Annotated in this window: 14 protein-coding genes, 1 tRNA gene and 1 pseudogene; 8 read left to right on the plus strand and 8 right to left on the minus strand. The window is 66.3% G+C overall.

All coding sequences use genetic code 11. The features are described from left to right. Nucleotides 1–294 precede the first annotated feature (294 nt). From MU582_06715 to MU582_06730, 4 genes and pseudogenes are all read right to left on the minus strand, one after another. Nucleotides 295–693 carry a hypothetical protein gene (locus tag MU582_06715; GenBank protein UPK76329.1) on the minus strand — a complete coding sequence of 133 codons (399 nt, stop codon included), beginning with the start codon at nucleotides 691–693 and terminating at the stop codon, nucleotides 295–297. Then, a pseudogene (locus tag MU582_06720) lies at nucleotides 684–812 on the minus strand (peptidoglycan-binding protein). Before MU582_06720 ends, MU582_06715 begins: the two are co-directional and overlap by 10 nt. Before the next feature lie 649 nt (nucleotides 813–1,461). After that, the gene (locus tag MU582_06725) at nucleotides 1,462–2,286 is read right to left on the minus strand and encodes a protein phosphatase 2C family protein (protein UPK76330.1); all 825 of its coding nucleotides are present in this window, start codon (nucleotides 2,284–2,286) and stop codon (nucleotides 1,462–1,464) included. Further along, the gene (locus MU582_06730; protein ID UPK76331.1) at nucleotides 2,283–3,107 is read right to left on the minus strand and encodes a hypothetical protein; all 825 of its coding nucleotides are present in this window, start codon (nucleotides 3,105–3,107) and stop codon (nucleotides 2,283–2,285) included. The genes MU582_06725 and MU582_06730 overlap by 4 nt, the downstream gene beginning before the upstream one ends. 119 nt (nucleotides 3,108–3,226) lie before the next feature. Between MU582_06730 and MU582_06735 the strand changes: the two genes are divergently transcribed. From MU582_06735 to MU582_06770, 8 genes are all read left to right on the plus strand, one after another. Then, complete coding sequence (locus MU582_06735) at nucleotides 3,227–3,622, plus strand: hypothetical protein (GenBank protein ID UPK76332.1); 396 nt, start codon at nucleotides 3,227–3,229, stop codon at nucleotides 3,620–3,622. After that, nucleotides 3,619–3,915 (plus strand): hypothetical protein, encoded by a 297-nt coding sequence (locus MU582_06740; GenBank protein ID UPK76333.1) that lies wholly within the window; start codon nucleotides 3,619–3,621, stop codon nucleotides 3,913–3,915. The genes MU582_06735 and MU582_06740 overlap by 4 nt, the downstream gene beginning before the upstream one ends. A 1-nt stretch (nucleotide 3,916) precedes the next feature. Next, nucleotides 3,917–4,129, plus strand: coding sequence for a hypothetical protein (locus MU582_06745; protein ID UPK76334.1), 213 nt, complete (start codon nucleotides 3,917–3,919; stop codon nucleotides 4,127–4,129). A 305-nt stretch (nucleotides 4,130–4,434) separates the two neighbouring features. Continuing rightward, nucleotides 4,435–5,952, plus strand: coding sequence for a hypothetical protein (locus MU582_06750; protein ID UPK76335.1), 1,518 nt, complete (start codon nucleotides 4,435–4,437; stop codon nucleotides 5,950–5,952). Then, nucleotides 5,949–6,326, plus strand: a complete 378-nt coding sequence (locus MU582_06755) for a WhiB family transcriptional regulator (protein UPK76336.1) — start codon at nucleotides 5,949–5,951, stop codon at nucleotides 6,324–6,326. The genes MU582_06750 and MU582_06755 overlap by 4 nt, the downstream gene beginning before the upstream one ends. A 120-nt stretch (nucleotides 6,327–6,446) precedes the next feature. Further along, nucleotides 6,447–8,081 carry a replication initiation protein gene (locus tag MU582_06760; protein ID UPK76337.1) on the plus strand — a complete coding sequence of 545 codons (1,635 nt, stop codon included), beginning with the start codon at nucleotides 6,447–6,449 and terminating at the stop codon, nucleotides 8,079–8,081. Between the two features lie 67 nt (nucleotides 8,082–8,148). Next, nucleotides 8,149–8,313, plus strand: a complete 165-nt coding sequence (locus MU582_06765) for a helix-turn-helix domain-containing protein (GenBank protein UPK77122.1) — start codon at nucleotides 8,149–8,151, stop codon at nucleotides 8,311–8,313. 9 nt (nucleotides 8,314–8,322) lie between these two features. Continuing rightward, a complete protein-coding gene (locus tag MU582_06770; protein ID UPK76338.1) occupies nucleotides 8,323–9,528 on the plus strand; it encodes a tyrosine-type recombinase/integrase in 1,206 nt (401 codons plus the stop codon). Between the two features lie 31 nt (nucleotides 9,529–9,559). Here MU582_06770 and MU582_06775 read toward each other — a convergent pair. The 4 genes from MU582_06775 to MU582_06790 form a co-directional block, all read right to left on the minus strand. Next, a tRNA-Lys gene (locus MU582_06775) sits at nucleotides 9,560–9,635 on the minus strand. 49 nt (nucleotides 9,636–9,684) lie between these two features. Next, entirely contained in the window at nucleotides 9,685–11,253 is a 1,569-nt protein-coding gene (locus tag MU582_06780) for an NAD(P)/FAD-dependent oxidoreductase (protein UPK76339.1), read from the minus strand. Nucleotides 11,254–11,421: 168 nt separating this feature from the next. Then, the gene (gene glpK, locus MU582_06785) at nucleotides 11,422–12,930 is read right to left on the minus strand and encodes a glycerol kinase GlpK (GenBank protein ID UPK76340.1); all 1,509 of its coding nucleotides are present in this window, start codon (nucleotides 12,928–12,930) and stop codon (nucleotides 11,422–11,424) included. Next, the gene (locus MU582_06790; protein UPK76341.1) at nucleotides 12,927–13,688 is read right to left on the minus strand and encodes an IclR family transcriptional regulator; all 762 of its coding nucleotides are present in this window, start codon (nucleotides 13,686–13,688) and stop codon (nucleotides 12,927–12,929) included. The genes glpK and MU582_06790 overlap by 4 nt, the downstream gene beginning before the upstream one ends. Nucleotides 13,689–13,837: the final 149 nt, after the last annotated feature.

Genomic DNA, 13,837 nt, shown 5'->3' on the forward strand with positions numbered 1-13,837 from the left:
GGCCCGGAACGGGCCGAAGGTCCGCATGCCCGGACGCGTGGCGCGACGGAGCGAAGCGCGCCGCGTAGCGGCGCGCGCCTTGATAAGGAGAGAGCCGGAATCGGCAATGCCTCGCGGCCAGTTGTGTCCTATGTCGGCTGGTGCGCGACAGATTTCCACGAGCCCGATCCCGGCACTATCCTCTGCGCCACTCGGTCCTGTCTGCTGGTGCGACCGCCGAAGTGACACGGCTAGGTCCTGTCGATCGTGCCCGTGTGTACGCGTGTCTTGATCCAGAGAACGACTGAAGTCGGATCATCGGGACCCACCTGCTTGGGCTGCAAGGAGATGCTCAGCTCTCTTGAAGACGTAGTAGCCGATGGTCTCTCCGTTGACAGTATTGAGTGCAGCGTTGGCGGTCTCGTACACCATCGAGGCCGAAACGAGTTCCCAGCCCTCACGGCTGATGGCGTTCAAAACTTCGGTCGGCGAAGTGTTCTTACGCCCCATCAGTCCGCCCGCAAAGGCAGCAACGCGCTCGACCTTGGCCGAGTACTCGAAGACGTGATCCCCGCGCTGGAATGCGATCCGAGCTTGTCCCTGGGCGGACGACCAAAATGCCTGCTCCTGACGCTGAGCATCGTGTGCGGCGTAGTGCGCCTGTCTCTGAGCCTTCTTGTCGGCGCGGCCGGGCCTCGGGTTCATCAGTCCCATCCTGCCATCGTGAGTGCGTCGTAGGTCTCCGGGCCGACGATGCCGTCTACGGTGATACCGACTTGGCTCTGAAAGGCACGGACCGCTCCAGCAGTCTGCGGGCCGTATGAGCCGTCGACCACTACGTCGTAGCCCTGCTGATTCAGCAGGGACTGGACGATTGCGACTTCGTGGAGGTTCTGGCCCTCCAGGTCAGTAGTCAGCCAGATGTTCCCGTTTTCGTCGTACGGACTCGTAGATTCGGCAGGGTCAGTCTCGTTCGGCGTCACCGTCACAGTCTCAGTTGGCTGTGCCTGCGGCGTCTCGGTCTCCGTCGAAGGCGAACTATCCTGCCTCGCTTTGGCCCTGTCGCGGCACCCGTCGTAGAAGTTCTTGCCCGTCTTGACGTCACCACCAAGGATGGCAGCGTAGGTGTCCTGGAACGATGTCCAGGATCTCGACCTATCGTCATCGCAGATGTAGAGTCCGGCGATCTCGACGTTGCCCTTGTCGTTAATGCACCCCTCGTAGTCCTCCGGAAGGGTCTTGCCCTCCACCCAGACGTCGGAGCATTCCGGCAAATGCTCGGTCATCGCAGAGGCGACGTCCTCGGCTGATGGGACTTCGTTGTCTTCCCCGCCGCTACAGGCCGACAATCCCGAGACCAGGATGAGTACGGCGATCGCAGCGAACACTTTTCGCATAATGCGTAGTGTGCAATCGGGACCGGCGTCACGTCCGGAGAACCGTCGAATCGTCCTCGTGTGACCTCCGAGCGGCTCGCCCGTTCTACTCCTTTGCGGCGACGAGCACGGCGGTCTTGTCGTCGTGGCGCTTGCTGCGCGGCCATTTGCTGCCGTCGTGGTCCTGGTCTTCTAGCTCGGTTGCAGCGCGGAGCAAGGCAGCGCATCCGTGGTCGCGTATGTAGGTGAGGGCTTCTGGCCAGGTCTGTGGTGATGCGTACTTGTCGACGGTGGCTGAGACTCCGTCGCTGAGGAGGAGCACTGTGTCGATATGGTCGAGCGCGAATGTCGTGGTGTAGCCGTGGTGGCCGGCCTGCGGGTCGGCTTCGGCGATCCAGTACCCGCCATTGTTGTTGCGCTGTCGCTGTTGCTCGGCTTGTAAGTCTGCGAGTAGGCGGCGGTGGGTGGCGTCGAACCCGTGCCCGTCGGCGAGCCGCGCCCGGTATGCGGTTCGGCGGTCGTCGGCGATCTGGGAGAGTCGTCGATCGGTGATGACCTGGTGGGTGCCGTCGGTAAGGAACACGATCGCTGGGCTGTCCCCGAGTACGTAGATGTGGAGCCGTTCGGCGTCCCAGCGGGCGAGCGTGACGGTGCTCGATGGGGCGTCGCCTGGTTGAAGGTGCTCATCGGTGGCAACGGAGCCGATCGCATGCGCTACTGCGTCGCTGGGCGTCGATTCGGGGTCGGCGTCGAGTGCATGGGTCAGCGCTCGTGCTAGACGTTCGGAGTACCAGCCGCCGTCGTGGCCGTCGGCTCGTGGAGGGAACTGCGAGGCACCGTCGAGGACAGCGGCGTAGCGGTCGCCCGTGATCGCGCGGTCCTGATTGTTGTCGCCGTCGCCCGCGAGGGTTGCAGTGTCGACGACTCTCACGGGTGCGCTCGTGGTGGGCATATCGCTTCGGTCTGCGTCGGTGTCCCGTCGTCGAAACTACTCCGCACGACCATGGAGAAGTTCGCTGTGCCGACCTCGGCGTAGATAGCCGGTAGGTTGTCGGCCAGGTATTCGACTGCGCCGAGTGAGCCGAGTGAGTGCACGCCCGCGATCACGAACACGCGACGTCCCGCGTAGGTCAGTCGCCCGACGTAGGCTACATCGGAATCGGAATCGCCCGTGTCCATTGGCGATTCGACTACGGTCCCGGTCTCTCGTTCGCGGATTGCCCACTGCCCGGACTCATCCCCGGTGAACGAGAGGTAGGGGTCCGACTCGATCGCTTCTGCCGTGACGGGCGAGGACTTCGGGCCACAGATCGCCACCGCGTCGTTGGGCGGCTCCCACTCACCCGTGGTCGGAATCTGGAACGGCTGAACCTGGAACTGCAGCCGTGTCAGTAGCTCGGTCATATGCTGTGCAGCGTTGCCATCCTCGGCGGCGATCACTCCCGTGGGCCGGTCGGGCATCGCTCGAAGGGGCACCCCGAGCGTGAGGGGACCGACTCCGAACACTGCGCGCTCCGGGCCGGGTGCGGTCTGGCGTATCTGCGTGATGCGGCCCTTGGAGAGCCCGAGCTCGGCTGCGACGGCGGTCAGGGTCATGTCGTTCTCGTCGGCGGCGCGGGTGATCGCCTCCTTGCGTAGGCGTGCGAGCTCGACGCCGCGCTGCTGGTAGAGCGCCATGAGCTCGGTGGCAGCGCGCGCTTGGCGGAGCGGGTCAGGCTCCGCGAGGACGCGGTCGAACTCGTCATGCGACATGCCGCGAGTTTAGACCCCTTGACGACTTGAACGCGAAGGCGTACCTTGTGTTTATCCCCCTAAACGCTCCGGGGGTCGGAACGGCTCAGATGTTTAGAGCCCTAAACGAGGAGAGAACGATGAATGTTGGTACTTCGCTTCCGGTAGAGACCACTGCTGACCGCTGGGTGGTTGTGGTCGGTGGGATGGGTGCTCCGGTGAAGCCGCGTGAGAAGGCGGCTCCGACGGGGGAGCAGACCCACAGCTCGGGCTGCATTCTGATGGTGCAGCGTAAAGACGGCAGTGTGCAGCCGGACAAGACCGCGAGTGTGCATGTGCTCAAACCCGCGACGGTCTACGAATTCGGGACGTTCTACGAGGCACGCGGCAAGGTGTGGGTCCAGCCGTACGAGAGCAACGAGCGGATGGCGCTGTCGATCACCGTCGAGCAGCTCGTACCGGTCGGCTCGGACGCGGGCACACCGTCGACCCCGGCGAAGGCGAGCCGTGGTGCGGGCAAGGAAGAGGCCGCGTGATGTCGGGGCGGGCGAACGTCGACCTGTACCTCGACGCGACGGACTCGCGGTGTTACACCTACGACGACCTGCCGCCGATTCTTGAGGTACGAACCGCGACGGTGGTGCTGAGTCTGACGCCGCCGGATGTGCGCGTGGTGACTGATGCGGACGTTGCAGCATCGCGGGAGTTGCTGACCGCTGTGCAGCGCTACGCGTTTGCTGTCGGGCGTCGGTATGCCGAGCAGAACGACATTCCGGTGGCGCACGTCAATGGCCCGAACGACCCTGCTGTGGCTGAGGCGGTGGCTTGACATGCGCGCCATGGCTGAGGTTTCGCTGTTCGCGGCGGGCGACTCCGGGCACGGCACGGTCGGGTATGCGTGTGCGGTGTGTAACGACCTGGCTGCGCAGGCTCCTGGCGATCTGTGCGGGTTCTGCTCGCTGACTGCGGTTGTGGTGTGTACGCGGTGCGGTGGGGTGCAGGAGCAGTACGGGCCGTGCATTCGCTGCGAGTCGGGTCGGTGAGTTCCGATGTTCTCGCTGTTTCGTCGTGGTCGGGGTGGGTCGCTCGGGCGGCCTGCCCTGGCCGGGGAGGTCTGCACCTGCGGGGCACCCGCCCTGGTGGTGTTCGACGATCCCCGGCTGGGTGCGGCGTTCGGGTCCTGTCTGGCCGCTGAGGCGGCTTCACACACACGGGTGGGCGCGTGTCCGTTCTGCAGTGTCTCGGGGCCGCATCGAACGGGCGGCGTCTGCCCGTCGTATGTCCTGCGTCCGGCCTGGGCTCTTGAACCGGCCAGACGTGCTCTCGCCACAAGTGGAGGCGACTTCCGATGAGTTCTGAGATTGTGCGGGTCCGGCCCGCGAAACTCCGTATCCCGCTGCTCCTGGTTGCGTCCGGCTGGGCACTCGTCCGCCTTGCACGGTTGGCGTTCTGGCTGGTGTCGCGACCCCACCGCCTCGCTGCACTCACCCTGGGCGGCGTCCTGGGCTGGATGCTGTCGGCCTACGGCCTCCCGCTGGTCGCCGGCCTGGTGTTGTTCGGCCTTGCAGGGCTGGGGTTGTGGGCGTGGCGTCGACCCGACGCATTCCGGCAACGCGTGCTCTGGCGGCTACACGGACGGGTGCGGCGGTTCCGGCTGTGGCGTCGCTGGGACGGCGTGATCGCCGGTTGCGGGCTGACCGGCAAGGACCCGGACGGCACGGTGATCTTCCCGTCGGTGGGGCCGGTGGTCTCGTCGCCGTCGATGGACCGCTTCCTCACGCGGATTCCTGCGGGTCAGACGATCGGGGACTGGACGGCTAAAGCCGACGCGCTCGCGGTGGGTCTGAATGCCGAGTCCTGTCGGATTCGCACACCCGGCGCACGTGCCGGGATCATGCCGTGGACCCGCAAACGCGGGTTTGAACGTCGGGTGGTGCGGGTCGAGCTGATCCGCCACGACGTACTCGGTGAGCCGGTCGCGCCGTTCCCGGTCGCTGAGTCGCCCGCGCTGCGCAGGCTTCCGGTCGCACTGACGGAGGACAGCACACCGTATCGGTTGCGCCTGCTCGGCACGCATCTGTTGATCGTCGGTCAGACCGGCGCGGGCAAAGGGTCCGTGTTGTGGTCGATCGTCAACCAGATCGCACCCGGCATCAGCTCCGGGCTGGTCCGGTTGGTCGGGTTCGATCCGAAGTTCAACGAGCTCACCATGGGCGCGCCCCTGTTCCACCAGCTCTACGACGGCGACGGGGCGGTGATGGCCGACGGCCTCGAGCACCTGGTCGCCATCAACGACGAACGCAAGAAGGCGATGCGCGGCAGGTCTCGCCTACACGTCCCGACCGTCGATGAGCCGTTCTACCTGGTCCTCGTTGATGAACTGGCCGCACTGACCGCCTACATGACCGACAAGGCAGCGAAGAAGCGGATCGAAGCCGCGCTGTCGACGCTGCTCACCCAGGGCCGCTCACAGGCAATCACTGTCGTGGGTGCGGTCCAGGACCCGCGTAAGGAGATTCTGTCCATGCGGGACCTGTTCCCGTCCCGTGTCGCGCTGAGCCTGCGGACGTCGGAGCAGGTCGACATGGTGCTTGGTGACAGTGCGCGCGAGCGGGGCGCGCTCTGCGATCAGATTCCGCTGTCCCTGCCCGGCACGGGTTACGCGGTGATCGACGGTGTTCCCGACCCCGTACGCCTGCGGTTCCCCTACACGACCGACAAGCAGATCCGGGCGCTCGCGGCCGCGCATCCGGCACCACGGGACGCGCAAGTGATCGAGCTCGACGCACGCCGCGACAGCAACTCGTCGAGCGACACGGACACCGAGCAGAGCGGGACCGACGACGAGCAGGGGGCAGCATCATGAGCGCCAACCTCGACGACCAGCTCGCGTTGCCGCTTCCCGACCCGACGCACGACGCAACACTGGCCCGTCGGGTCACTCCCGGCTGGCAGGCACAGGCCGCGTGTCACGGGGTGCACGGGGATGTGTTCTTCCCCGAACCCGACGAACGAGGTGCACTCGTGGAGGCTGCTGCGCTCGATGTGTGCAACGGATGCCGCGTCCGGTCCTCGTGCCGCGCGACTGCCCTCCTGAACGGTGAACAAGGCATCTGGGGCGGAACGACCGAAGGCGACCGTGACCGGATGCTGTCCGCACTCACTCGCGGGGTGTCCGTCGATGCCGTGCTCGTCGAAACCATCCGGACACGAGCCAGCGATGAGGGGGCGGCGGCATGAGTGCGTGCGACTGCGTGCAGTGCCGTCTGCGTCGTGCACGCGAGAAGAACGAGGCGGACCAGGCCAAGCGACCGGCTCCGAAGTGGCAGCCGCGTAAGCCCGAGAAGAGAGCACAAGCCGATGACTGACATGAACGGTACACAGCTGTTGGAGATGGCCGAACTGGCCGGGGTCTGCGTGCGTCCGGTGATCCGTAAACGCATCGACCTCGACACGGGCGAAGAACACTACGTCCCGATCCCGTGCGGCTCGACGCGGGCGAATGTGTGCGGCCCGTGTGCCGAGAAAGCCCGCCAGCTGCGCATCACCCAATGCCGCGAAGGCTGGCACCGCGACGTCGAGCCCGACGGATTCGGTGATGCCCCCGACGAATCCGAGCCCGAGCAGGACGGCGACCAGGCCGATACGCCCGAGGAGGTCGAGGAGTCTTCTGCTCGTCGTCGGCGTTCGACCAGACGACGCGATGATGCGGGCGACCTGCCGAAGTCTCCGACCGCCGACACGACACTCGGGCGCACATTCACCTCACCGGACGGGAAGGCGTACAGGCCGTCGATGTTCCTGACGTTCACACTCCCGTCCTATGGGCCGGTCCACACCGCCAGTCGACGAAATGGGCGTGCGGTGCGGTGCCGCTGCGGCGGCAGGCACACCGACGGTGAGGGGATTGCGGGGACGCCGATCGATCCGAAACACGGCTACGACTACCGCAAGGCCGCGTTGGATGCGTTGCACTTCCCCAAGCTCGTCGACCGGCTGTTTCAGAACCTGCGCCGCGCAGCGGACTACAAGGTGCAGTACTTCGCGACCGTCGAACCCCAACACCGGCTCGCGCTGCACCTACACGCCGCGGTACGCGGGACGATTCCCCGCAAGACAGTCCGTCAGGTTGTCGACGGCACCTACCACCAGGTCTGGTGGCCCCAACACAAAGAGCCGGTCTACACCGGTGGCCGGCTTCCTGCCTGGGACGACTACCAGGGCGGCTACGTCGACCCCGACACTCGCGTCCTGTTGCCGACCTGGGATCAGGCGCTCGATGCGATCGACCCCGACAACGACAAGCCGGCGTATGTGATCCGTGCCGGGAAGCAGTTCGACTATCAGGGTCTGATCGCGACCAACGAGCGTGAGGTTGCGAACTCGGTGCGGTATCTGACGAAGTACCTCACCAAGTCGATCGCGGAAACCTATGATCCCGACACCCTGAGCAAGCATCAGCGTGAGCATCGTGACCGGCTGCATCGTGAGGTTCGGTGGCTGCCGTGTTCCCCGAAGTGTGCGAACTGGCTGCGGTTCGGGGTCCAGCCCAAGGACGCCGCCGAGGGGATGCGTCCCGGTGAGTGTGGGAAGAAGGCCCACGAGCTCGACAACCTCGGCCACGGTGGTCGGCGTGTTCTCGTGTCGCGGCAGTGGTCTGGTAAACGACTCGATGAACACAAGGCCGACCGTGCCGCCGTCGTCCGTGAGGTTCTCGACGAGGCCGGGATCGAGATGCCCGACACCGAACGGTACGCCGCCGACGCGGTCAACGACGACGGACAACCCCGCTACCGGTGGGAATCGCTGAACCTCGACCTGGCCGACGGCGACGCCGACAACGTGCCCATCTTCCGCGAACTCGTCCGCCAAGCCATCACCGAACGCAACCGATGGCGCACCCAATACGAACGAGCCCGCGAAGTCATCGCCTCCCGCGACCGACCACCCGAAAACCGTTCGGCAACTGATCAGGATGCCGCTTCGGCGGCATAGAGAGCTCAGGAAAGGGGACAGAAGAATGTCGAATGTGACGAGTCTGAGTCGTCCGGAGATCGTTCGTATGTGGACGATTGGCGATCTAGCGGAGTACTTGGGGGTGCCGGTGCGCACGCTGTACGAGTGGCGTACGAAGGACTACGGCCCGAAAGGCATCCGCGTCGGACGATACGTCCGGTACCGGGCAGAGGACGTTCATGCCTGGGTCGACGCTCAGGCGGCGGCATAGGAGGCCGTGATGTCGCGTGAACCTCTGCCCTTGGGGACCTGGGGCAAGATTCGGACCTACGTCCTCATCGAGGATGAGAAGGGTCGGCCTGTGCGCTCACGCGCCATGACGAAGTACCGGGATTTCGACGGCGTGACGCGACAGGTCGAGGCACAGGCTAAGACGACCGCGCAGGCTGAGAACAAGCTTCGTTCTAAGTTGCGCGAGCGTTCGGCAGTTGCGCGCCGTGGTGAGTTGACGGAGTTGCACAGGTTCTCGGCGGCGTCGGAGGTCTGGATGACGAAGCTCCGCGAGATGGTCGACGATGAGAAGCGGTCGCCTGGAACTGTCGACACGTATGAGCGTCAGCTAGCGAATCACGTTCTACCGGCGCTTGGCGAGTTGCGGCTGGGCGAGGTTACAACGCCGCTGGTGGACAAGTTCATTGGACAGGTCAAGGCCGATGTTGGGCCGCCGACGGCGAGGACGTGTCGAAGCGTTGTCTCGGGCGTGATGGGCGTCGCGGTTCGATTCGGCGCAGTGGCGGCAAATCCGGTCCGTGAGGTCGATCGCGTCGAGTCGAAGGCGAAGCGGCAACCTCGGGCTCTCACGGCCAAGGAGTGGCGGGCATGGCTGGCTCGTCTGCGCGCCGACGAAAAGGCTGTTGCGCGCGACCTGCCTGACTTGTCGCTGTTCATGATGGGTACGGGTGTACGGATCGGGGAAGCTCTTGCGGTGCAGTGGTCGCAGGTCGACCTCTCGGGTCAGGTGGCGATCACGCACACGATCGTGCGCGTCAAGGGCCAGGGTTTGCTGCGCAAGCGGACGAAGAGCCAGGCGGGGGAGCGGACGCTCGCACTGCCGTTATCTCTGCGCTCGATGCTGCGTAGCCGGTTCATGGTCGGGGTGCGGCTCGACGATCCTGTGTTCCCGAACACCGTTGGCGGCTATCGTGATCCCAGCAACACACGCCGTGAGTTGCGTGAGGCGCGCGGCGATGACCTGTTGTCGTGGGTGACGTCGCACAACTTCCGCAAGACTGCCGCGACCGTTCTTGACGATGCGGGACACAGCGGACGTCAGGTCGCGGATCAGATCGGCCACTCCCGCCCGTCTCTGACTCAGGATGTGTATCTCGGGCGCAAGGTCGCGAACCCGCGAGCTGCTGAGGATCTGGAGCAGTTCATCGACGGGGAGCCGGACGAACACGACCCATCCTCGCAAAAGGATGGGTAATGTGTGGCCTACTGGCCTTGGAGGGCCGTTTTGGTGCGGCATCAGGGACTCGAACCCCGAACCCACTGATTAAGAGTCAGTTGCTCTGCCAATTGAGCTAATGCCGCAAGAGCAGAGTTACTGTATCAGCGTCTGTCGCCAAGGCTGAAATCGAGGTCAGTGCCGCGCCTCGAGCAGCGCCATCGCGGCGTTGTGGCCGCCGATGCCGCTGACGGCTCCGCCGCGTACGGCGCCGCTCCCGCAGAGCAGCAGCCGGGGGTGGTCGGTGGCCACTCCCCACCGTGCGGCCGGTGAATCGTCCGAGAGGTCGTCGCGCCACGGCCAGGCGAGGTCGCCGTGGAAGATGTGGCCGCCGGGCATTGCGACCGCGGCCTCGACGTCTTGGGGAGCCTTGGCCTCGATGCACGGGTCGCCGTTCTCGTCGCGGGAGAGTACGGACTCGATCGGTTCCTCCAGATGCGCGTCCAGCGCCGAGAGCGCAGCGTGTACGGCCTGACGGCGGGCGGCGTCGAGATCGGGTTCGAAGACGTCCGGCGGCATGTGCAGCCCGAAGTACGTCAAGGTGTGAGCTCCCGAGGCGGCCAGCTCGGGGGAGAGGATCGACGGGTCGGTGAGCGTGTGGCAGTACAGCTCACCGGGCGGGTTGGCCGGAGCGACTCCACCGGCCGCCTCTTCGTACGCACGCTCCAGGTCGGTGTACGACTCGCCGACGTGCAGAGTGCCGGCGAAGGCGAGCGCGGGATCAATCCCCGAACGGAGCCGCGGCAAGCGGTCGACGAGCAGGTTGATTTTGAGCTGCGCTCCCCGTGGCTCGGTTGCCGGCGCGCGGCCGCGCAGGCGATCGAGTACGGCGGGCGCTGCGCCGCCCAGTACCCAGTCGCATTCGACGGTCCGGTCGTCGACCGTGACCGAAGCCCCGGAATCGCCTAGCGCGACTCCGGTCACCATGCGGCCGGTCTCCAGCTTCGCGCCCGCCTCGCGGGCCACCCTCGCGAGCTCGGCGGTCACTGCGCCCATGCCGCCGACGGGTACGCGCCATTCGCCGGTTCCGTTACCTACAAGGTGATACAGGAAGCAGCGGTTCTGGATCAGCGACGGGTCGCGCAGCGAGGCGAACGTACCGATCAACGCATCCGTAGCCACGACCCCGCGTACCAGATCGTCGTCGAAGCGAGCCTCGATCGCAGCGCCGAGGGGTTCTTCGACAAGCTCGTCCCAGATGCCCGAATCGACGTGAGTACGCAGGTCTGAGGCAGCCGGAAGCGGTTCGAGCAGGGTGGGTGCGACGGTCCGCGCGAACCCCGCCACGTCGGAGTAGAACTGACGCCACGCGTCGTACGCCCGGTCGGACCCTGTGATCGCGCGGAACGATTCAGCCGTCGGAGCGCCCTCGGGTTGCTCGATGTACAAGCCACCTGCCCGGCCGTCGCGAAGCGTCGGGGTGAACGATGCGGTCGGACGCGACCGGAGTTCGAGGCTCAGCCCGAGGTCGCGGATCAGTTCGTCGGGCATGACGCTCACGAGGTACGAATACCTCGACAGTCGTGCATCGACGCCCGGGAACGGTCGCTCACTGACGGCGGCGCCGCCGACGTGGTCCGACCGTTCGAGCACGACGACCTCGAGCCCTGCGCGAGCGAGGTACGTAGCTGCGACGAGCGCGTTGTGGCCACCGCCGACGATCGCGACGTCGCAGTGTGCGGGCAGTGGTGCGTCGGATGCCATGTCGGGCAGGGTATCCGTCGCTGCGTTGCGAGCGGTTACGCCCGGATGGCATTGCGTTGCGAGCAGGGGCGCCCAGATGGCTTCGGGTTGCGATCGGTTACGCCCAGATCTACCAGGTAGCGACCTGGGCGTAACCGATCGCAAAAAGGGGCGGCCACCCCGCAGCCGTCAGCGCGGCACCTGCGACCCCCAACCGAGCGTCCGCGTCACGGCCTCGTTCCAGTTGTGCGCCTCCGCGCTGCGCTTGGCGGGATCCATCGCCGGCCGCCACCTCGCCGCCCGGTGCCAGTTGCGGCGGAGTACGGCCAGGTCGGCCCAGTAGTCGACCGCGAGCCCGGCGACGTACGCCGCGCCGAGCGAGACGGTTTCCGACACCAGCGGACGCTCCACCTGTACGTCGAGCACATCGGCGATGAACTGCATCAGCAGATGATTCGCGGTCATCCCGCCGTCGACCCGCAGCGAGCGCAACGAGATGCCGGCGGACTCGATCGCCTCGACGACCTCCCAGGTCTGCCACCCGGTCGCCTCGAGTACCGCCCTCGCGATGTGCCCCTGTTCGACGTACGAAGTGAGACCGACGATCACGCCGCGCGCGTCCGGCCGCCACCGAGGCGCGAACAACCCGGAGAATGCAGGCACGATGTAGCAGCCGCCGTTGTCGTCGACGGTACGCGCGAGCGTCTCGATCTGTGGCGCGGACGGGATCATCTCGAGCGCGTCACGGAACCATTGCACGAGCGAGCCGGTCATCGCGATCGAACCCTCGAGCGCATACCGCGCCTGACCCTCGCCATCGACGTACGCGACCGTCGGGATCAGCCCGGCAGAGTGGTCGATGATCCGCTCACCGGTGTTGACCAGCAGGAACGCCCCGGTGCCGTACGTGCACTTCGCCTCGCCGCCGGCGAAGCAGGTCTGCCCGAACAACGCGGCCTGCTGGTCGCCGATCGCGCCGCCGATTCGCACACCGGGGAGCACCGATGCGCATCGGCCGTACACCTGCGAGTTCGGGCGGATCGCGGGTAGCAGCTGTTCGGGGATGTCGAGTACGTCGAGTAGTCGCTGGTCCCACTCGAGAGTCCGCAGGTTCATCAGCATCGTGCGGCTGGCGTTCGTCACGTCGGTGACATGCACGCCGCCGTGCGGGCCTCCGGTCAGCTTCCAGATCAGCCAGCTCTCCATGGTGCCGAACAGCGCCCGGCCCGCACGCGCCCGTGCCTCGAGCTGCGGGACATTGTCGAGCAGCCACCGAAGCCGCGGCCCGGAGAAGTACGCCGACGGGTGGAGCCCCGCGACGTCGCGGAACAGGTCCGCGTGACCGTCGCGCTCGATCTGCTCCACGATCGCGTCCGTGCGAGTGTCCTGCCACGTGATCGCAGGCGTGAGGGCCCGCCCGGTGTCGGGGTCCCACACGATGGTCGTCTCGCGTTGGTTGGCGATGCCGATCGCTGCGACGTCGTCGAGTGCAGCGCCGGCGTCCTGCACGGCCGCGGGCACGATCGCCTCGACGATGCGCCAGATCTCGTCGGCGTCGTGCTGCACCCAACCCGGCCGCGGGTACGCCTGCCGGTGCTCACGTTGCGACACCGCGAGCATCCGACCCTCGTGGTCGAACACCAGACAGCGCGTCGACGTCGTGCCCTGGTCGATCGCCGCGACCACCGACCCACTCATCTCGACTGTCCGATCGCTCGGGTGATCGTTTTGGCCATTGCACCGAGGTGCTGGGTGAGCGTGGCGTCCGGTACGCCGCTCGAGTCGAACAGCCGGTCGACCTGGCCGACGACTTCGAGTGCTGCGACACCGAGGCCGGCCGGCCCGCGCAGCGGTACGGCGATGCCCCCGATGCCCGGCCGGTACTCGCCCCGGTCGGTTGCCGTGCCCGACTCGCGTACGCGGGCGATCTCGCGTTCGAGTCCGGCAACGGTCGCGACCGTCCGCCTGGTGAACCGGTCCATGGTGCGTTGCTCCTGCGGCGGCATCCCGGGTGCGAAGGCGAGCAGCGACTTGCCCGCAGCGGTCGCGTGGAGCGGGAGCAGTTCGCCGATCCGGAGATCCTGGGGAGTGTTGTCCGGGCGGAAGACGTGGTGGACGATCTCTGCACCCGTCGCGGTCGGAACGGCGATGAGTGTCTCCAGCCTGGTGAGCGCGGCGAGGGAGTCGGTCCAGCCCATCGCGATCGAACGCAGATCGTGCGGATCGATCCGTGCGTGTTCGAGCATGTCGAACGCCTTGCCGAGGCTGTAGCGGCGGGTATCGCGGTCCTGTCGTACGAAGTCTCCGGCCTGCAGCGTGCGCACGATCCCGTGTGCGGTCGGCTTCGCCAGGTCCAACATGGCGGCGATCTCGTACAAGGCGAGCGGCCGGCCCGTACGTCCGAGGACCGTCAGCACCGCCATCGCGCGTTCCACGCTCTGTACATGCCCCGGCATCAGACTGTCACCGCCGCGTTCGACATAGTCGAACGCTACAGGTTGACCCAGGTCACATCGAGTTTCTACCGTTCCAGCACCGCGTCGCGCCTGACGACGTGGCCCCGGACTGCCGTGATCGGCAGCGTGACGAGGAGGCGCAGGGAGCC

The sequence above is a fragment of the Nocardioidaceae bacterium SCSIO 66511 genome, from assembly GCA_023100825.1.
GTDB lineage: Bacteria > Actinomycetota > Actinomycetes > Propionibacteriales > Nocardioidaceae > Solicola.